General features: G+C 73.7%; 7 protein-coding genes. All 7 read left to right on the forward strand.

What is annotated here, in order from left to right; translation table 11 throughout:
- Positions 1 to 190: 190 nt before the first annotated feature.
- The 7 genes from ACFVJX_RS10725 to ACFVJX_RS10755 are packed head-to-tail and all read left to right on the forward strand — an operon-like array spanning position 191 to position 20,133.
- Positions 191 to 1,549 carry an MFS transporter gene (locus tag ACFVJX_RS10725; RefSeq protein WP_384136086.1) on the forward strand — a complete coding sequence of 453 codons (1,359 nt, stop codon included), beginning with the start codon at positions 191 to 193 and terminating at the stop codon, positions 1,547 to 1,549.
- On the forward strand, positions 1,533 to 5,048 hold the full coding sequence (locus tag ACFVJX_RS10730; RefSeq protein WP_384136084.1) for an amino acid adenylation domain-containing protein: 3,516 nt from the start codon (positions 1,533 to 1,535) through the stop codon (positions 5,046 to 5,048). Before ACFVJX_RS10725 ends, ACFVJX_RS10730 begins: the two co-directional genes overlap by 17 nt.
- Positions 5,033 to 6,085: a MupA/Atu3671 family FMN-dependent luciferase-like monooxygenase gene (locus ACFVJX_RS10735; protein WP_384136082.1), complete on the forward strand. Its 1,053-nt coding sequence runs from the start codon at positions 5,033 to 5,035 to the stop codon at positions 6,083 to 6,085. The genes ACFVJX_RS10730 and ACFVJX_RS10735 overlap by 16 nt, the downstream gene beginning before the upstream one ends.
- Positions 6,085 to 10,794, forward strand: a complete 4,710-nt coding sequence (locus ACFVJX_RS10740) for an amino acid adenylation domain-containing protein (RefSeq protein WP_384136080.1) — start codon at positions 6,085 to 6,087, stop codon at positions 10,792 to 10,794. Before ACFVJX_RS10735 ends, ACFVJX_RS10740 begins: the two co-directional genes overlap by 1 nt.
- Positions 10,791 to 14,795, forward strand: coding sequence for an amino acid adenylation domain-containing protein (locus tag ACFVJX_RS10745; RefSeq protein WP_384136078.1), 4,005 nt, complete (start codon positions 10,791 to 10,793; stop codon positions 14,793 to 14,795). Before ACFVJX_RS10740 ends, ACFVJX_RS10745 begins: the two co-directional genes overlap by 4 nt.
- Positions 14,796 to 14,800: 5 nt before the next feature.
- A complete protein-coding gene (locus ACFVJX_RS10750) occupies positions 14,801 to 18,094 on the forward strand; it encodes an amino acid adenylation domain-containing protein (RefSeq protein WP_384136076.1) in 3,294 nt (1,097 codons plus the stop codon).
- Positions 18,091 to 20,133 carry a beta-ketoacyl synthase N-terminal-like domain-containing protein gene (locus ACFVJX_RS10755; RefSeq protein ID WP_384136074.1) on the forward strand — a complete coding sequence of 681 codons (2,043 nt, stop codon included), beginning with the start codon at positions 18,091 to 18,093 and terminating at the stop codon, positions 20,131 to 20,133. The genes ACFVJX_RS10750 and ACFVJX_RS10755 overlap by 4 nt, the downstream gene beginning before the upstream one ends.
- The last annotated feature ends 48 nt before the right edge of the window (positions 20,134 to 20,181 follow it).

Genomic DNA, 20,181 nt, shown 5'->3' on the forward strand with positions numbered 1-20,181 from the left:
CATGATGGCCCAGTTCGATCAGACAGGGATCCGTAGGGATCCGCAGGGGATGCGACATCCTGGGAGATTGAGACGTGGTGACCAAACCATTCGATGGCGACGGCACGATATGCCCGATGCCGGTGCACGACGGACCTGAAACCTGATGGGCGCCCGGATATCCACGGACATTCCTGGCCGTTTTTCGGGAATGGGTCCCTTTCTTCTTGTCTGGTCCGGTCAGGCGGTATCGCTGGCGGGCAGCGCGGCGGTCCGGTTCGCCTTCATCGTCGAAGTGTGGTCGTCCGGCGAGCAGGCGACAGCCGTCACGATTCTCTCGCTGTGCGCCATGCTTCCGCAGGCCGTATTCAGTCCCATTGCGGGCGCAATCGTCGACCGCATTTCCAAGCGCGCCGCACTGCAGATAGCCGATGCCGGCGGACTCCTCGTCGTGGGCTCGCTGGCCCTGCTCCACTACGCCGGCGCGTTCCAGGCCTGGCACGTCTATCCGGCCGCTGTGCTGCTCGGCGTGTGCGCCGCCTTCCAGTTCCCGGCGTTGTCCTCGGCCGTCCCCCTCCTGGTCCGCAAGGACCAACTCGACCGCACCAACGGACTGCTGGCCGGCGCGAAGAGCGCTGCCGGGATCGGTGGCCCGGCGCTGGGCGGACTGCTCCTCGCGCTCTTCGGGATCGGCCCGACCCTCCTGGTCGACCTGGCGAGTTACGCGTTCGCCCTCATCGGCGTCCGCATCGTTCGCTTCACGGGCGACCACGTGCCGGCGAGGAAGGCCGACGCTCCGCGACGGCGCATCACCGCCGACTCGATGGAGGGGCTGCGCTACCTGTTCCGGGTGCCCAGCCTGCGCGACCTGATCGTCAACTTCTGTGTGGTCAACCTGGTCATGGTCTTCGGCTTCGCCCTCATCTCACCGATGGTGCTGCTGCGGGCCGGGAACGGCGCACTCGCCGCGGTCAACACCTCGATAGGTGTCGGCGGGGTCGCCGGCGCGCTGCTCATGGCGGCGTGGGGCGGACCCGCCAACCGGGGCCGGGGCATGATGCTCGGCGTCGTCGGGATGTGTCTCTCCGGCCTGGTGGCGATGGGTCTGGTGGGCGGTGTGACCGGCTGGTGCCTGGTCATCCTGCTCGCCTCGCTGCTCATGACCCTGGTCAACGCCTCGATGCAGACGATCGTGCAGACCAAGGTCCCGCACGAATGGCAGGGGCGGGTCTTCGGCGCGGTGATGTTCCTGTCGCAGATCTCCGTACCGGTGGCCATGGCGGTCTCCGGACCGCTCGCCGACCACGTCTTCGAACCGCAGGCCGTGCAGGGCTCGGGGCTCTTCACGGTGCTCGGTCCGCTCGTCGGCGACGGCCCCGGAAGCGGCATGGCGGCCATGTTGTTCCTGGCCGGCGTCGGTGGAACCGCAGTCGCCCTGTGGGGACTTGCCAGCCGTTCGATCAGGGACATCGACTTCCTGCTGCCCGACATCGAAGCGCCGCGGGCGCCGGTCGAAAAGGACGAGCAGAGCGAGAACCAAGGGGGTGACCGCGATGAGGTGCGCGCATGAACTGTTCGAGGAGCAGGTGGCACGGGCGCCGGGAGCGACCGCGCTGATCGACGGTGACGAGCGGCTCGACTACGCCGGCCTCGACGCACGGGCGGACCGGCTGGCCGGCCTGCTGGCCGCGAGCGGTGTCCGCGCCGGTGACACGGTCGGTGTGTATCTGGAGCGCTCGGCCGCCCTCGTGGTGACGGTCCTCGGCATCCTCAAGGCCGGAGCGGGCTACGTGATGCTCGATCCCGCCTTTCCCGTCGAGCGGCTTCGCGCGATGGCCGACGACGCCCGCACCGCCGTGGTCGTGTCGGCCCGGGGCACCGCGCCCGAAGGGCTCGGCGCGACACGGCTGCACGTCGAGGACGCCTCCGCGGCGCGGCCACTGCCGCGCGGCACCGTCCGGGTCCGGCCCGACGACATCGCCTGCGTGATGTTCACCTCCGGATCGACCGGGCGGCCGAAGGGCATCGCCGCTTCGCACCACGCACTCACCTCCACGCTCACCGGGCAGGACTTCGCGTCCTTCGGTCCCGGAGCCGTCTGGCTGCAGTGCGCGCCGCTGTCCTGGGACGCGTTCGCCCTGGAGCTGTGGGGCCCGCTCATGAACGGCGGGACCTGCGTGCTGCACCCCGGCGGGCGGCCCGAACCCTTCCTGATGGCGCGGCTCGTCGCCGACCACGGCATCACCTCCATGTATCTCTCGGCGTCCCTCTTCAACGTCGTCGTGGACGAGTACCCGCAGGTGATGGACGGCCTGCGGGAGCTCGTGGTGGGCGGCGAGGCGCTGTCCGCGCCCCATGCGGCCCGCGCTCTGGAGCGCAATCCGGAGCTCCGGCTGAGCAACGGCTACGGGCCCGTCGAGTGCATGGTCTTCCTGACCGTCCACCCGGTGACCCCTGCCGGTCTCGGCGACGGCCCGGTGCCGATCGGCCGTCCGCTGGCGGGAAAGCGGCTGTACGTCCTCGACGAGGAACTGCGGCCGGTACCGGACGGGTCGGCCGGCGAGCTCTACGCCGCCGGGGCGGGCGTCGCCCGCGAGTACCGCGGCCGGCCGGCGCTGACCGCCGAACGCTTCGTCGCGGCACCGTCCGGCGAGCGCGTCTACCGAACCGGTGACCTCGGGCGGCGACGCGCCGACGGAGTCCTCGAATACCTGGGCCGGGCCGACAGCCAGGTGAAGATCCGCGGCTTCAGGGTGGAGCCCGGTGAGGTCGAGAGCGTGCTGGCCCGGCACCCCGGCATCGACCGCGCGGCGGTCGTCGCCCATGAACACCCCTCCGGCGACCGGCAGCTGACCGCGTACGTGGTGCCCGGCGGCGATCCCCGCCGGGGCTTCCAGGAGGCGGAGTTGCGTGCCTACGCCCGCGAGGTACTGGCCGAGTACCTGGTGCCGGCGGTCTTCGTCCCGCTGGACGCACTGCCGCTGACTCCCAGCGGGAAGCTGGACCGGGCCGCGCTGCCGGACCCCGGCGTCGCGGCGGCCCTCGCCGGCCGGGCAGCGGCGAGCGGGACCGTGGCCGCGCTGTGCGATCTCTTCGCGCAGGTGCTGTGCGCGGAGGCGGTCGGGCCGGACGACGACTTCTTCGCCCTCGGCGGCCACTCCCTGCTGGCCGCCCGGCTGCTGGGCCGGATCCACGCCGTGCTGGGCGCCGAGATCGACATCCGCGGGCTCTTCGAGGCCCCCACCCCCGCGCTGCTCGCCCCGTTCGTCGACACCGCTCCCCCGGCGCCGCCGGCGGCGGCTCCCGTCACGGCCTCCGGCGCGCTGCCCGTCTCGCACGCGCAGCACCGGCTGTGGTTCCTGGACCGGATCGGGGCCGGCGCCGCGTACAACCTGCCGATGCTCGTACGGCTGCGTGGGGAGGTCGACGCGGCGGCGCTGGAGGACGCCCTGGCCCGGGTCGCCGACCGTCACGAAGTGCTCCGTACCGTCTTCGCGGAGTCCGACGGCGCCCCGGTACGCCGGGTGCTGACCGGGAAGGCCGGGCGGCCCCCCTTCCGGCATCTGCGCCTCGCCGGCGATTCGGTGGACGGGGAGATCGACCGCGCGGCCCGCCACTGCTTCGACCTGCGGACCGAACTCCCGATAAGAGCGACCCTGTTCACCACGGCGGAACGGCCTGACGAGCACGCTCTCCTGGTCCTGGTCCATCACATCGCCGGGGACGGCTGGTCGCTGCGGCCCCTGTTCCGCGATCTGTCCCGCGCCTACGGGGCACGGGTCCGGGGCGCGGACGCCGCGCTCGATCCGCTCGCCGTCCCGTACGGGGAACACGCCCGCCACCAGGTCGACCGGCTCGGCTCACCGTCCGATCCGCACGCGCTCGCCGCCCGTCAGCTCACCTACTGGCGCAAGGAACTGGACGGGCTGGAGGCCGGCGGTCCGCTGCTGCCCCGCCGCACCGGGCGGCCCGCCGTGCCCGGACCGGCCGCGCAGGTCGTGGTGTGCCGGCTGGACGCGGCGGCGCACGCCCGGGTCGTCGAGTCGGCCAGGGCCCGGGGCGCCACCCTCTTCATGGCCCTGCACGCCGCGCTGGCCACCACGCTGGTGCGGGCAGGTGCGGACGAGGACGTGGCGGTCGGTGCCCCGGTGGCCGGCCGGGCGGGGGACGGCAGCGTCGAGGACGTCGTCGGATTCTTCGTCAACATGCTGGTGCTGCGCACCGATCTGTCCGGGGACCCCACCGCGGAGGAGCTGCTTGCCCGGGTGCGGGAGACGGACCTGGCCGCGTTCAGCCACCAGGACGTGCCGTTCGAGGACGTGGTCGCAGCCCTCAACCCGCCGCGCCCGCCCGGCCGCCAGCCCTTCACCGATGTGGTCCTGGCCCTCCAGAACAACGCACGGGCCGAGGTCACGCTGCCCGGTGCGAAGGACGGTGTCGAGGTGGTGCGCACCGGGGCCGCCCGGTTCGAACTCCTGGTGGACGTCACCGACTCCACATCGGCGGACGGTGCGCCGGACGGTCTGACCCTGACCTTCGAGTACCGCGGGGAGGCACTGGATCCGGAGTTCGTCCAGTGGCTCGCCGACGTCCTCCCGCAGGCGTTGGAGACGGCCGCCACCGCCCCCGGCACGCCCCTGTCGCGGCTGGTCCCCACCGCGCCGCCGCGCAGGGCGGGCGACGGCGACCGGATCACGGCACCGGTCCGGCACCGGAGCACCACCGAGCGCCCGATGACGGCTCTGGAGCGGGAGACCGCCGCCGTGTGGTGCGAGGTGCTCGGGGTCGCGAGCGCCGGCCCGGACGACGACTTCTTCGCCCTCGGCGGGAACTCGCTTCGCGCGGTACGCGCCGTGGCCAGGCTCGCCGCCGGCCGCCCGGTCACCGTGGCCCAGCTGTTCGCCGCGCCGACGGTCGCCGCCTTCGCCGCCGAACTGGAACGGGCGGCCACGCTGCCCGGGCCCGCCGCGCCCGCCCCCATTCCGCGCCGCCCCAGGGTGCCGCGCCGTCCGGAAACCCAGAGCCAGCCCAACAGGAAGCAGGAGGAGCGGCAGTGGACCTCAGTGTGATGTTCTTCGGTGCGGACAGCACCACCGCCGGCGAGGCCCGGCACACCGAGACGTACGAGGACATCCTCGCCGTGGCCCGTACAGCCGACCGGCTCGGGTTCCACGCCATCTGGACCCCCGAGCGCCACTTCCAGCAGGTGGGGCAGGTCTTCCCCAGCCCTCCGGTGCTGGGCGCGGCGCTCGCCGTCGCCACCGAACGGATCGGGATCCGTGCGGGCAGCGTGGTCCTGCCGCTCCACCACCCGTTGCGGGTGGCCGAGGACTGGGCCGTCGTGGACAACCTCTCGCACGGCCGGGTGGGCCTCTCCGTCGCAACCGGCTGGCACTCCAAGGACTTCACGCTCGCCCCCGAGCAGTACGCGGACCGCAGGCGGACCGCCCTGGAGACCATCCCCCGGCTGCGGTCGTTGTGGGCCGGCGAGAGCGCCGAGTACCCCGACGGCACCGGCACCCCGGTCTCCGTGACGCCCCAGCCCCGGCCCGTCCAGGACACCCTGCCGCTGTGGATCACCACATCCGGCAACCCGCAGACCTGGGAGGCGGCCGGCGAACTGCGCGCGGGGGTGCTCGGCGCGACCGTCGGGCAGAGCCGGGAGGAACTGGCCGAGAAGATCGCCCTCTACCGTGCCGCCTGCGCGGCCGCCCCCGAACAGCGCGGCACCGACGCGCACGGCCGGGTCACGCTCATGGCCCACACCTACGTCGGCGCCGACGACGCGGAGGTCCGCCGGATGGCGGGAGCACCTCTGAAGACCTATCTCGCCTCGTACGTCCGCCAGACGGCGGCCAACCGCTCCGCGGACACCACGACCGCACAGCTCACCGAGCAACAGACCGCGATGATGGCCGACTTCGCCTTCGAGCGGTATCTCAGCTGGGGCAGTCTCCTCGGCTCCCCGGGTCACTGCGCCAAGATGCTCGCCGATCTGGCCGAGCTCGGCGTCGACGAGGTCGCCTGCTTCATCGACTTCGGCATCGGACGGGACGACGTACTGGCCGGACTGCACCGGCTGGCCGAACTGAAAGAGAACCTGTGATGAGCGCCCCCACCGTTTCGCGCACCGTTCCGGGCGCGGCATCCCCTTCCATGGCCGACCGGTTCGGCGCCCTCGGCCGCGAGCAGCGGGTCCGTCTGATGCGCCGCCTCCTGGAGGCGGGCCGGGCCCGTGAGATCCCGTCCGTCATACCGCCGCGCGACCCCGAACGCCGGGTACCTCTCAGCCCCGCACAGCACGACCTGTGGGTGTACGACTCGCTGTATCCAGGCACCCCCGCGCTCAACCTGTGCGCCGCCTACCACTTCGAGCGGCCCGTCGACCCGGCGCATCTGGCGGCGGCTCTGACACTGATCCAGCGTCACCACGACATCCTGCGGACCAGGATCGTGACGGACCCGGACGGCGAGCTGCACGTCGAGTTCCCCGACGACGGGGAGTTCGACCTCGAGCGCGAGGATCTGCGGGGCACCGGCGGCACGATCGACGAGGCCTTCGAGGCGTTCCGCAGCCGCCCCTTCGACCTGAGCCGGGACAAGCTGATCCGGGCCCGGTTCGTCCGGGTCGACGAGGAGCGCTCCACGCTGATGCTGAGCCTGCACCACACGATCAGCGACTGGTGGTCGTTCGATGTGCTGCAGAACGAGTTCGCCCAGGCGTACGGCGCCCTGCGCGACGGGCTGGAGCCGCCCCTCACCCGGCCCGAGGTGCAGTACGCCGACTTCTCGTCGTGGCAGAGCGAGCTGACGGAGGCCGGGGTCTTCGGGAACCGGCTCGACTTCTGGCGGCGCTACCTCGCCGACCCGCCCGGTCCGCTGACCGTGCCGGGCGGCGGCACCGGCACCACAGCCGGGGGCGACGGCATCGCGAACGTCCCGTTCCACATCGACGCGGCGACCACCGCCGGCGTGCGCGCCCTGGCCCGGGAGCGCGGTTCCTCCGTCTACGTGGTCCTCATGGCCGCCTTCGCCGTCCTGGCGCACCGGGTGAGCGGCGCCGACGACCTGGTCATCGGCACCCCGATCGCCAACCGCGCGGCCAAGGGCCTGGACCAGGTCATCGGGTACGTCATGAACGCCGTGCCGACCCGCTGGCAGGTGCGCCCGGACGACTCCTTCGCGGATGTGCTCGCCGGGTTCGCCGTCGACTTCCCGGATCTGATGGCCAACGCGGACGTGCCCGTCGGGAGGATCGTGTCGGCCGCGGCGCCCGAGCGCAGCGCGGGCCGGGCCCCGCTGTACCAGTGGGTGTTCATGCACCTGACGCAGCAGCCGAGCGTCACGGTGATGAAGGAGTTCGCGGAGCCCGAGCGCATCCACACAGGTGGTGAGCACGACCTCGTCGGCGTGGTGAAGGACAGCGGCGACGGCATGGAGGGCAGCTTCGGTCTGCGTACCGACGTCTTCGACCCGGCGACGGTGGCCCGCTGGACGCAGTGCTACGTCGAGCTCCTGCGGCAGATCACCGCCGACCCGGCGGCCCTGATCGGGGACATCGACCTGGTGCCGGCCGCGATGCGCGACGAGTTGCTCGCCGCTTCCGAGGGGGCCGCCGCACCCGCCCCGATGTCGCTGCCCGGCATGGTGGCCCGGCAGGCGGCCCGTACGCCGGACGCACCGGCCGTCGAGTCCCCGTTCCCGGGACGCACCCTGACCTACGCCCAACTGGACGACCGGGTCTCCCGGCTGGCCGGCCGGCTGAAGCGGCTCGGCGCCGGCCCCGGGCGGATCGTGGCGCTCGCCCTCGCCCGTGGCAGCGACTGGCCGGTCGCCGCGCTGGCCGTCCAGCGAGCGGGCGCCGCGTACATGCCGCTGGACCCGGCCCACCCGGCCGAGCGCGTCCGCCGCGTCCTCGCCGAGGCCGAGCCCGTGCTCCTGATCACCGAACCGGGTGCACAGCCCCTGGAATCCGGCGTCCCGGCCCTGGTCCTCGACGAGGACGCCTGGGCCGGGGAGCAGCCGCTGCCGGGAAACCCTGAGCCCCACGACGTCGCCCACGTCATCCACACCTCCGGCTCCAGTGGCACCCCCAAGGGTGTGCTGGTCACCCATGCCGGGGTCGCCGCTCTCACCCGGAGCCTGGTGGACGGTGTCGCGCTCGACGCGCGGAGCCGGGTGCTCCAGCTCGGGCCGCCCTCGTTCGACATCTCGGTCGGCGAACTGTGCCTGGCATTCGGCTCGGGGGGAACCCTGGTACTGCCGCCGCCCGGACCGCTCGTGGGCGAGGACCTGGGGACGGCTCTGACGGAGCGTCGGATCTCCTGCGCGTTCGTCCCGCCGTCGGTGCTCGCGACCGTGCCGGCCGGACCGTATCCGGGACTGCGTGCCCTCGCCGTCGGCGCCGAGGCCGTCCCGCCGGACCTGGTGACCCGCTGGGCCGTCGGCGGACGGCGCTTCCACAACGTCTACGGGCCCACCGAGTCCACGGTCGTCGCGACCTGCTCCGGGGCACTGGACGCCGACGGGGCCGTGCCGCCCATCGGCACACCCGTGGCCGGCACCACGGCGTACGTCCTCGACGACCGGCTGCGCCCGGTGCCCGCCGGGGCCGGCGGAGAGCTCTACCTGGCCGGTGCTGCACTCGCCCGCGGCTACCTGGGCCGGGCAGCGCTCACCGCCGAACGGTTCGTCGCCGACCCCTACGGTCCGCCCGGCAGCCGTATGTACCGCACCGGCGACCTGGTCCACCGCGACGACCACGGCACCACGTACTACCTGGGCCGCGACGACGAGCAGGTGAAACTGCGCGGGCTGCGGATCGAACCGGGCGAGGTCGCCGCCGCCCTGGTGGAACACCCCAGCGTGGAGCGCGCGGTGGCCGTCGTACGCCATGATCCGGCCACCGCCGCGCGGCTCGTCGCGTACGTGGTGCCCGTGCGGGGCGCGGAGATCGACGAGGACGCGCTGCTGCTGCACGCCTCCGGGCGGCTGCCCGCGGCCATGGTCCCGGCCGCCGTGGTGGCACTGGACGCGCTGCCCCTGTCGTCCCACGGCAAGCTCGACCGGGCCGCCCTGCCCGCTCCGGCGCGCCGGACGTCGGACACCGTCCGGCTCCCCGGGTCGGCGCGCGAGGAGATCCTGTGCGGGCTCTACGCGGACCTTCTCGACCTCGAACAGGCGGGTGCGGATGACGACTTCTTCCGGCTCGGCGGTGACAGCATCATGGCGATCCAGCTCGCCTCCCGGGCCCGGGCTGCCGGTCTGGTGCTCTCGCCGCACGACGTGTTCACCGTACGCACCCCGGCCAGGCTCGCCGTGCTGGCCCGCACGCCCGACGCGGACGCCCCCGCCGAGGAGGACACCGGATCGGGGCCGCTGCCGCTGACTCCGGTGATGCACTGGTGGCGCGAACAGGAGCAGGACACCTCGGTGTTCACCCAGTCCATGCTGTTCCCGCTGACTGCCGGCACCGGGCTCGCGGCGATCGAGGCGGCCCTCGCCACCCTCACCGCACGGCACGCCGCGCTGCGCATCCGTCTGGTGCGTGAGGGTGACACCGACTGGAGGCTGGAGGTACCCGACGCCGGTGCACCCGCCGGGGCCCGTGCGGTCCGGCTGGCTGTCGCGGCCGACACCGATATGCACTCCCGGGCGACGGAGCTGGCGCTCACCGCCACGCTCCGGCCGGAGAACGGCGAGATGGTGCGGGCGACATGGCTGGACCCCGGCCGGGACCGGCCGGGCGCCCTTCTCCTGACCGTGCACCACCTGGCCGTCGACGGATTCTCCTGGCGGGTGCTCGGTCAGGAACTCGCCGCCGCGCTCGACGACCGCACCACGGCGAAGCCGCCCGCGCCCACCGCATCGTTCACCCGGTGGGCCCGGCTGCTCTCCCGGGAGGCCGGGCTGCGTACCGACGAAGTCCCTTGGTGGGAAAGGCAGCTGGCGGACAGTTCGGCCCGGCTCACGAACGGCCGCAAGACCGGTGGAAGGCGGGAGACCCTGACCTTCGAGCTGGGCTCCGAGCTGACCCGTAACGTGCTCGTCACCCTGCCCGCCGTGTTCAACTGCCGCCCGGACGCGGTGATGCTGACCGCGCTCACCGCGGCGGCCGTACGGCAGCGGGGAACCGGAACCGCTCTGACCGTCCACCTGGAGGGCCACGGCCGCGAGGCCGTCTCCACCCCGGTGGATGTGTCCGGCACGGTCGGCTGGTTCACCTCGCAGTATCCGGTCCGTCTGGACATCGGCGCCGCGTCGGTGGAGGCGGGCGGCCGGCCCGGGGAGGCCCTGAAGTGCGTGAAGGAGCAGCTGGGTTCGATCCCCTCCGGCGGGCTCGGCTGGGGCCTGCTGCGCTATCTCAACCCGGAGACGGGGCCGGCACTCGCCCAGCTGCCCGACCCCGACGTCCGCTTCAACTACCTGGGCCGGTTCAGCGGGACCGACGCGGCGGGCGGCCGGCTCCTCGAACTCGCGCCGGACGCCGTACCGCTCGCGCACACCCTGGAAGTGGACGTGCTGGCCCGCGAGGAGGACGGCGAGCCCCTGCTGGAGGCCACCTTCTCCTACCCGTCGGAGGCGTTCACGAAGGACGAGGCACAGGCGCTGGCCGGGGCGTGGTCCGAGGCGCTCGGCGTCCTCGCTGAGCTCTGCGGGCCGGACGACACGGCCGTCCACACCCCGTCCGACTTCCCGCTCGTCGACCTCACCGGGGACCAGCTCGAACTGCTCGCCCAGGAAATGGACTTCGGCGACCTCGACGCGGGCCCCGACACCACCGGCCCCGCCCTGGACGGAAGGGACCGACGATGAACGCGCACATCGCGGACGTACTGCCGCTCTCCCCGCTCCAGGAGGGGCTGCTCTTCCACGCCGCCCGGGAGACGGACGGCCCGGACCCCTATCTGGTGCAGGCCCGTTTCCGGATCGGGCCCGGGACCACCGAGGAGACGGTGCGGACCTCGGTCACGGCGCTCCTGGACCGACATCCCAATCTGCGCGCCTGCTTCCGGCACGAACGTCTGGACCGGCCGGTGCAGGTCGTGCCGAAGGCGGTCACGGTGCCGTGGACGGGAGTTGACCTCACGGGCCTCGCCCCGGACGAGGTGTCGCTGCGGACCGAGGCCGCGCTGAGCGAGGACGCGGCGCTCCGCTTCGACCTGGCACGTCCCCCGCTGGTGCGCGCCACCTTCCTGCGGGACGACACGGGCGCCGAACTGATCGTGTCCTTCCACCACATCCTGCTGGACGGCTGGTCGATGCCGGTCGTCGAGCAGGACCTCGCGGCGCTCGTGGCGGGCAGGCCGCTGGCGCCCGCCGCGCCCTACCGCGACTATCTGGTGTGGCTGTCGGGCCAGGACCGGCAGAAGGCCGAGGCCGCGTGGGCCGAGGCGCTGGAGGGCCTGGAGAGGCCCGCGCTGCTGGCCCCCACCGGGCCGGACACCGCACCCGACCGTTCCCAGGTGTGGCTGACCAGCGGCCTCACCGGGATGCTGGTCCGGCGGGCCGCCGCGGCCGGCGTCACCCTCAACACCCTGGTCCAGGTCTCCTGGGCCCTGGTGCTGGCCAGGCTGACCGGCTCCCGCGACCTGGTCTTCGGCGCGGTCGTCTCGGGGCGCCCGCACGATCTGCCCGGCGTCGAGTCCATGGTGGGCCTGTTCATCAACACCCTGCCGGTACGGGTGCGGCTGCGGAACGGCGAGCGGGTGGACGAGCTGCTCCGCCGGATCCAGGACGAGCAGTCCCGGCTGCTGGGCCACCACCACGCCCGCGCCGCGGAGGTGCAGCGGGCGGTGGGTGCCGGTGAACTCTTCGACTCCGTCATCGCCTTCGAGAACTTCCCGCGCACCTCCGCGAGCGAGGACGCCCCCGCGACGGTCCACCTGGCGAAGGTGACGGACGCGACGCACTACCCGGTCACGATCGCGGCGGTCGCCGAGGACCGGCTGCTGCTGTCGGTGAGCTGCCGCCGGGGCATCTCGGCCACCGCGGTGACCGGGCGACTGACCCACGTACTGGAACAGCTGGCCCGCTCCCCGCACACACCGGTCGAGCAGATCGACGCGCTGCCGGTGGCGGAGCGGCACCAGTTGCTGGCCCTGGCCGACGGCCCGTCCAGGACGCCCGCCCGGCCCGCCACGGTGACCGGCCGGTTCGCCGCGCAGGTGGCGCGCACCCCGGACGCCCCGGCCGTCGACTCGGAGGGCGTGACCCTCAGCTACGCCGGGCTCGACGCCGCTTCGGACCGGCTGGCCGCACGTCTCGTGCGGGCCGGTGTGACGCCGGGGCAGACCGTGGGACTCCTGCTCCCCCGCTCCGCGTCCATGGTCGCCGCCCAGCTCGCGGTCCTCAAGGCGGGTGCCTGCTGGCTCCCCCTCGACCCGGCGCACCCGGCACAACGGCTGGCCCGGCTGCTGACGGCGGCGGCGCCCGCCCTCGTCCTCACCGACCGGCCGGATGCCGCGGCGGCGCGGCTGCCCGCCGGAACCGCGGTACTGGACGTCACCGATGGGTCCGGCCCGGTCACCTTCGACGCGGTCCCCTCCCATCCCGCCTCCGCCGCCTGCGTGATCTACACCTCCGGCTCCACCGGGGAGCCCAAGGGCGTGGTCGTCCCGCAGCACGCGATCACCGAACTCGCGGCGGACGGCCGCTTCGCGGGCGGCGCCCACGAACGGGTTCTGCTGCACAACCCGTACACCTTCGACGCGTCGACGTACGAGGTGTGGATCCCGCTCCTGAACGGCGGAACCGTGGTCGTCGCCCCCGCCGAGGCGGTCACGCCCGACCTCCTCAAGCGGGTGGTCGCCGACCGGCGGGTCACCGCGCTCATGCTCACGCCCGAACTCCTGCGTACCGTCACGGAGATCGCGCCCGACGCGCTGTCCGGACTGCGCGAGGTGTGGTCCGGGGGCGACGTCCTCTCCCCCGACACCGTGCGCCGCCTCCGGGAGCACTGCCCGGACACGGTGGTGGTCAACGGGTACGGGCCCACCGAGACGACGGTGTTCGCCACCGCCCACACCGCCACCGCGGACACCGTCACCGTCGGGGCGGCGGGCGGTGTCCCCATCGGGCGACCGCTGGACAACACCCGCGCCCATGTCCTGGACGACCGGCTGCGTCCCGTCCCGGCGGGCGGCACCGGTGAGCTGTACATCGGCGGCACCGGACTCGCCCAGGGCTACCTCGGGCGGCCGGCGCCCACCGCCGACCGGTTCGTCGCCGATCCGTACGGGCCGCCCGGCAGCCGCATGTACCGCACCGGCGACCTGGCCCGCCGGATGCCGGGCGGCGCCCTGGAGTTCGCGGGCCGCGCCGACGACCAGGTCAAGGTGCGCGGTTTCCGGGTGGAGCCCGCGGAGGTGGAGGCGACGCTGACGGGCAGCCCCGACGTGGCGCGGGCCGTGGTCGGCGCCCGGCTCGACGCGGCGGGCGGCAAACTGCTGGCCGCCTGGCTCGTACCGGCGAACGGTGCGCTCGCCGACGGGGGCGAGGACGACGAGGACGAGAAGGACGAGGAAGCGCGGTGGCAGCGCACCCTCGACCGGGTGCGGGAGCACGCCGCGCGGCAGCTGCCCGGTCACCTGGTGCCGTCCCTGTGGGCCCGTATCGGCGAAGTGCCGCTCACCCGCCACGGAAAGATGGACCGGGCCGCACTCCCCGACCCCGGGCCGAACGGGATGCCGGCGGCCCACCTGGCTCCGCGCACCCCGCGCGAGCGGGAGCTGTGCGCCCTGTTCGGCACGGTCCTCTCGATCCCCGCTGTCGGGCCCGACACCGACTTCTTCCTGGCGGGCGGCCATTCACTGACCGCGCTGCGGCTGAAGTCGAAGATCGAGACGATGCTCGGAGTGCGCGTCCCGCTCTCCGCCCTGTTCGACGCGCCGACGCCGGCCGCACTCGCCGTCCTGCTCGACGCGCTGCCGTCCGGGCACGGCGCGGCTCCGCGGACGGCGCCGCGCCCCGGCCCCGACCGTCGTCCCGCCGCCCGGACCCCGCAGGCCGGGCCGCTCCACGACAGCCTGGAGCCCGTACTCACCCTGCGGGCGGGCGGGGACCTCACCCCGCTCATCTGCGTGCACCCGGGGCTCGGTCTCGGCTGGTCCTACGCGAACCTGCTGCCGCACCTGGACCCGGCACGGCCGGTGCACACCCTCCAGAGCCCGGCGCTGCTGACCGGCGTGGACCGGCTCCCGCCGACCGTCGGCGAGATGGCGGACCTGTATCTGCCGCTGGTCCGCGGAGTCCGGCCGCACGGACCGTATCTGCTGCTCGGCCGCTCCTTCGGCGGACCGCTCGTCCACGAACTGGCCGTGCGGCTGCGCCGGGCCGGTGAGGAGGTCCGGATGCTCGCCGTGGTGGACGCCATGCCGATGCCGGAGGAGATCATCCACACCCCGCTGGACCCGGCGGCCGTCGAGGAGGAGATGCTGCGCATCCTGCTCCACTCCCACGCCCCCGGACTTCCCGTGCCGGACGGCCCGCTGGAGCGGTCCGCGGTGTTCGCCACCGCCCACGAGGGCGCCTTCGACGGTCTTCCCGAAGACCGTCTGCACACCCTGGTCGACATCGGGGCGCACCACTCCGCCCTCGCACGGAAGTGGCGGCCCTCCGGCTACGGGGGCGCGCTGACCCTCTTCTCCGCGACGCACGACCCCTGGCCGACCACGGCCGAGAAGACCGAGGCCTGGCAGCGCGTGACCGCCGCGCTCGATGTGCACGAACTGGACTGCGGTCACAGCGACGTACTCAATCCGGGCCCGGCGGCCAAGATCGCCGCGGTCCTCGAATCCGCCCTCCGAAGGGACTGAAACCCATGACCGTCGACGCCGTCGATCTCATCGACCTCTACGCCGGCGAGGGCGGGAACGAGGAGTACGAGTTCCCCGCCTCCGACGCCCAGAGCCGTCTGCTGGTCCTCGACCAGCTCGATCCGGGCTCCGCCCAGTACAACGTCCCGGTGGCCTTCGCCGTGCACGGACCGTTCGACACCGCCGCGTTCGGCCGTGCGCTCGACGCCCTCGTGGCCCGCCACGAGGCGCTGCGGACCGTCTTCCGGACCGCCGAGGACGGTTCCCCGGCGCAGCGCGTGTCGGCCGTCGGCCGGGTACGCCTCACGGTCCGGCGGGACGTGCCCGCGGCCGGTGCGGACGCCCTGATCCGCGCCGATGCCGCCCGCCCCTTCGACACCGCCGCGGGGCCGCTGCTGCGCTGCACCGTGTACGCGGTGGACGACGGTAGCCACCGGGTGCTCCTGGTCGCCCACCACCTGGTCTGCGACGGCTGGTCGCTCGGCCTCATGCTGGACGGCCTGTCCGAGGGGTACACCCACGAGACCCGGGGCCTGGTGTACCGGCCGGCCGAACTCCCCCTCCAGTTCCCCGACTACGCGGCCTGGCAGCGGGAGCGCACCGCGGACGGCGCGTTCGAGGCGGCCGTGGAGCACTGGGTGGAGCGGCTGCGCGGCGCGCCCACCGCCATGGACCTGCCGCTGGACCGCCCGCGCCCGCCGGTCCGCACGGCCGCGGGCGGCACCGAGCGCTTCCTGCTCGGCGCCGGGGTCAGGGAACGGCTGGCCGAGGTGGCCGCTGCCCAGGGCGCCACCCCGTTCATGACGATGTTCGCGGTGTACACCGCGTTCCTCTCCCGCCTCTCGGGCGGCGATGACCTGGTCGTCGGCTACCCGGCGTCGGGCCGTGAGCGGCCCGAACTCCAGGAGATGGTCGGGATGCTGACCAACACCCTGGCGCTGCGCGTGGACGTGTCGGGGGACCCGTCGCTCGACGAGCTGACCCGCCGCGTGCGCTCCTCGCTGCTGGCGGCCCAGCCCTACCAGGACGCGCCGTTCGAGGCGGTGGTCGACACCCTCGCCCCGGTCCGCGAGACCAGCCACGACCCGGTGGTTCAGGTGGCGCTCAGCTACGAGGACGGGGCCGCGCCCGGTCTGCGGCTGGCCGGTGCCACCACCGAGCGGCTCGCCCTGACGCTGGACACCGCCAAGTTCGACTTCCATCTGTTCATGGAGCGCTGGGACGACCAGCTGGCCGCCCAGTTCATCTACCGCAGCGACCTGTTCGACGCCGCGACGGTCCGCCGTTGGACGGACAACTTCCGGACCCTGCTGGCCGGGCTCCTGGCGGACCCGGCCGCGCCGCTGTCCACCGTGGAACTGGTGGGGGCGGACGAGAGCCGCCGGATCATCGAGGGCGGGGACCGCCTCGCCCAGGCCGCGCCGCTGGACCGCCTGGTTCCCGATCTGATCGCCGACCGGGCGGCCGAGCACCCCGACGCCACGGCCCTGGTCTGCGGCGAACTGCGCCTGAGCTACGCCGAACTGCTGGACCGGGCCGACGCGCTGGCCGCCCGGCTGCGTGCCGCCGGGGTGCGGCCGGGCTTCCGGGTCGGTCTGCTGCTGCCCCGCTCGGCCGACCAGGGCATCGCGGCCCTCGCCGTGCTGCGGGCGGGCGGCGCGTACGTGCCGCTGGACCACGCCCACCCGGAGGCCAGGCTCCGCCACATGCTGGGGAGTTCGGGCACCGGTCTCCTGCTGACCGCCCGGGAGACCGCGGAGAAGGGCGCGGCTCTGGAGGTGCCGTGCATCCGGGTCGACCGGCCGGCCGGCACGGACCCCGTCGCACCGGGCCCCGTCCCGGCCACCGCCGCACCGGGGCCCGGGGATCTGGCCTACGTGCTGTTCACCTCGGGCTCCACCGGCGTCCCCAAGGGCGTCGCCGTCGAGCACCGGGCGCTGGTCAACCTCACCCGGGCGGTCCGGCACTCGTTCCCGGTCACCGCCGACGACCGGGTGCTGCAGTTCGTCTCGTTCGGCTTCGACGTCGCCGTCTCCGACCTTTTCTTCCCCTGGGTGGCCGGCGCTGAGCTGCACATCCCGCGGGAGGAGGAACGGATCGGCGAGGCGCTGCTCGAGCGGCTGCGGGACTCGCGTATCACCTATGTGTTCCTGCCGCCGTCCGCCGCGATGCTGCTGCCCGACCTGACGGGGCAGCTGCCCGAACTGCGGACCGTGGCGGTCGGCGGCGAGGCGTGCCCGGCCGAGCTGGTCGGGCGGCTGAGCGCGCCGGGCCGGCGGATCGTGAACGCGTACGGCCCCAGCGAGGTGACCGTGTACGCGACCACCGGGGAGCTCACCCCCGGCGAGCCCGTAGCGCTCGGCGGCGCCGTGCCCGGGTCCCGTGTCTACGTACTCGACGAGCGGCTGCGGCCGGTCCCAGCCGGGGTGGCCGGTGAGATCTATGTGGCCGGTGCCTCGCTGGGACGCGGCTACATCGGCCGGCCCGGACTGACCGCCGAACGGTTCGTCGCCGACCCGCACGGAGCGCCGGGCAGCCGGATGTACCGCACCGGAGACCTCGGCCGGATCGACGCGCACGGCCTCATCCACTACCTCGGGCGCACGGACCTCCAGGTCAAACTACGCGGCGTACGCATCGAACTGGGCGAGATCGAGACCGTGCTGGCCGGCGCGCCGGGCGTCGCCCTGGCGGCGGCCACCGTCCGCGGCACGGGCACCGAGCAGCGGCTCGTGGCGTACGTCGTGGACCGGGACGGGTCCGCGCCGCCGGACGCGGAGCTGCGTGCCCATCTGGCGCGGCGGCTGCCCGGGTCGATGGTGCCCGAGGTGTTCGTGCGGCTGGACGAGATGCCGGTCAGCAGCAACGGCAAGCTCGACCGGGCCAGGCTCCCGGAACCCGTCACCGTGCGGTGCCGCCCGGACGGCTCCGCCACCGTCGCGGGCACCGCGACCGAGCAGCTGGTGGCCGGTCTGTGGGCACGCGTCCTCAATCTCGAACGGGTGGCCGTCACCGACCACTTCTTCGATCTCGGCGGCAATTCGATCCGGCTGCTGAGCGTCCTGTCCGCCCTGCGCGAGCTGGGGACGTTCGGCGAACTCAGCCTCGTCGACCTGTTCCGCCACCCCACCGTCACCTCCCTCGCCGCCCACCTCGACCGGTCGGCCCCCGGGCCGGCCGCCGAGACCCCCGGCACCGCCCCCACCGCCGAGACGGCCGCCGCCCGCGGCGGTGACCGGCACGCACGACGCACCGCCGCAGCCCAACGACTCAGCTACCGGAAAGGCTCCACACGATGACCGAGAACGCAAGCGCCGCCGAGCCCCTCGCAGCCGACTCCGCGATCGCGGTCGTCGGAATGAGCGGCCGTTTCCCCGGCGCCCCCGACCTGGACGTCTACTGGCGCAATCTGCTCGGCGGGCTCTGCTCGGTGACCGACTTCACCGAGGAGGAGCTGATCGCCGACGGCGCCGATCCGCAGGAGGTCCGCGGCCGGGACTACATACCGGCCAAGGGCCATCTCGCCGACGCCGACCGCTTCGACGCCGAGCTGTTCGGCTTCAACCGCACCGAGGCCGCCGCCCTGGACCCCCAGCACCGGCTGCTCCTGGAGACGGCCTGGTCCGCGCTGGAGAACGCCGGGCGCAACCCGCGGGGCGGACCGTCCCGTACCGGCGTGTACGTCGGCGGCGGTTCCACCGAGCACATGCTGGCGGCCCAGACCGATCCGAAACTGGCCGCGTCCATCGGGGCGCTCCAGGTCCGTATCCTCACCGACCGCGAGTTCCTCGCTCCGTGGATCTCCTACCGGCTGGGCCTGGAGGGCCCGAGCCTGACCGTGCAGACGGCCTGCTCGACCTCCTTGACTGCGGTGCACCTGGCGGTGCAGTCGCTGCTGCTCGGCGAGTGCGACACCGCGCTGGCCGGCGGGGTCGCCGTGGACACGGTGCACAAGAAGGGCTATGTCCACCACCAGGGCGGCATCTTCTCCCCCGACGGCCGGTGCCGCCCCTTCGACGAGCGGGCGGGCGGGACGGTACCCGGCAACGGGGTGGGCGTGGTCGTGCTGCGCCGGCTGTCCGACGCGCTCGCCGACGGCGACCCGGTCCGGGCGGTCATCCGGGGCAGCGCCGTCACCAACGACGGTGCCACGAAGGTCGGGTTCACCGCGCCAGGCGTCGACCAGCAGACCGCCGCGATCGTGGAGGCGTGGGCGGCGGCGGGTCTCGACCCGGCCGACGCGCAGTACCTGGAGGCGCACGGCACCGCCACCGCGCTCGGTGACCGCATCGAGGCAGCGGCCGCGACCGCCGCGTTCAAGGGTGCGCTCGGTACCGGCCGGATCGGGATCGGTTCGGTGAAGTCGAACATCGGTCACCTGGACGCGGCCGCGGGCGTGGCCGCGCTCATCAAGTCGGTGCTGATGCTGGAGCACGCCACGCTGGTGCCGAACGCCGACCCCGGCCGCCCGCACCCCGAACTGAACTTCGAGGACTCGCCGTTCCACCTGATCGAGCGAGCGGCCGACTGGCCGGAGCCCGAGCGCGGTCCCCGGCGGGCGGGCGTGAGCTCGGTCGGTATCGGTGGGACGAACGTGCACGTGGTGCTGGAGCAGGCTCCCCCGCGCGCCGGTACCGGCGCTCCGCGGGACGACTCGGCCGCACCGGAGGTGCTGCTGCTGTCCGCCCGTACCCGCGAGGACCTCGACTCCCTGGCCGGCCGGCTGGCCGAGGCCCTGCGGGCCCCGGGTGCCCCCTCGCTCGCCGACACCGCCCACACGCTGCGCGTGGGCCGGGCCCCGATGGCGGTGCGCGGCTATGTGCGGGCCGGGGACCTGGCGGAAGCGGCCGGACTGCTCAACCGGCTGGCCTCGGGCGGCGCGTCGGCCGCCGGCGGGCCCGATGTGCTCGGTGAGGCGTGGCTGGCCGGCGGGCCGGCGCCGGAGGCCGGCGGCGGCCGCCGTGCCGCGCTGCCGGCCTACCCGTTCGCCGGCGAGAGCCACGGGGCCTACCGCCTGGTCCCGCTCGCACCGGCCGCTCAGCAGCCGGAGCAGGACGGCCCGTCGGCCGACCTGGAGCAGGACATCCGCGCGCTGCTCGCCGAGGCCCTCGGGCTGACGGACGCCGACGACCCGGAGATGACGTACTTCGCGGCCGGCGGGGACTCCCTGACCGCCGTCCACCTGGTCGGCTGCCTGCGGGACGACTTCGACCTCGATGTCCCCATCACGCTGTTCCTGGAACAGCTGACACTGCACGAGATGGCCCGACGGATCATCGCGGTGCGGGACGGTGACGACTCCCTCGACGCGCTGCTCGCGGAGTTCGAGGCGGAGTGAGTGAACACTGCGCAACGGGCTTGGGCCCCGACCCGGAAGGGTCGGGGC

Source organism: Streptomyces sp. NPDC127177 (assembly GCF_042672475.1).
Classification (GTDB): Bacteria; Actinomycetota; Actinomycetes; order Streptomycetales; family Streptomycetaceae; genus Streptomyces.

Excerpts from the sequence above, each read along its gene's own strand:
- ACFVJX_RS10745 (WP_384136078.1), top strand. The coding sequence starts at position 10,791 with ATGAACGCGCACATCGCGGACGTACTGCCGCTCTCCCCGCTCCAGGAG.
- ACFVJX_RS10755 (WP_384136074.1), top strand. The coding sequence starts at position 18,091 with ATGACCGAGAACGCAAGCGCCGCCGAGCCCCTCGCAGCCGACTCCGCG.
- ACFVJX_RS10730 (WP_384136084.1), top strand. The coding sequence starts at position 1,533 with ATGAGGTGCGCGCATGAACTGTTCGAGGAGCAGGTGGCACGGGCGCCG.
- ACFVJX_RS10750 (WP_384136076.1), top strand. The coding sequence starts at position 14,801 with ATGACCGTCGACGCCGTCGATCTCATCGACCTCTACGCCGGCGAGGGC.
- ACFVJX_RS10740 (WP_384136080.1), top strand. The coding sequence starts at position 6,085 with ATGAGCGCCCCCACCGTTTCGCGCACCGTTCCGGGCGCGGCATCCCCT.
- ACFVJX_RS10725 (WP_384136086.1), top strand. The coding sequence starts at position 191 with ATGGGTCCCTTTCTTCTTGTCTGGTCCGGTCAGGCGGTATCGCTGGCG.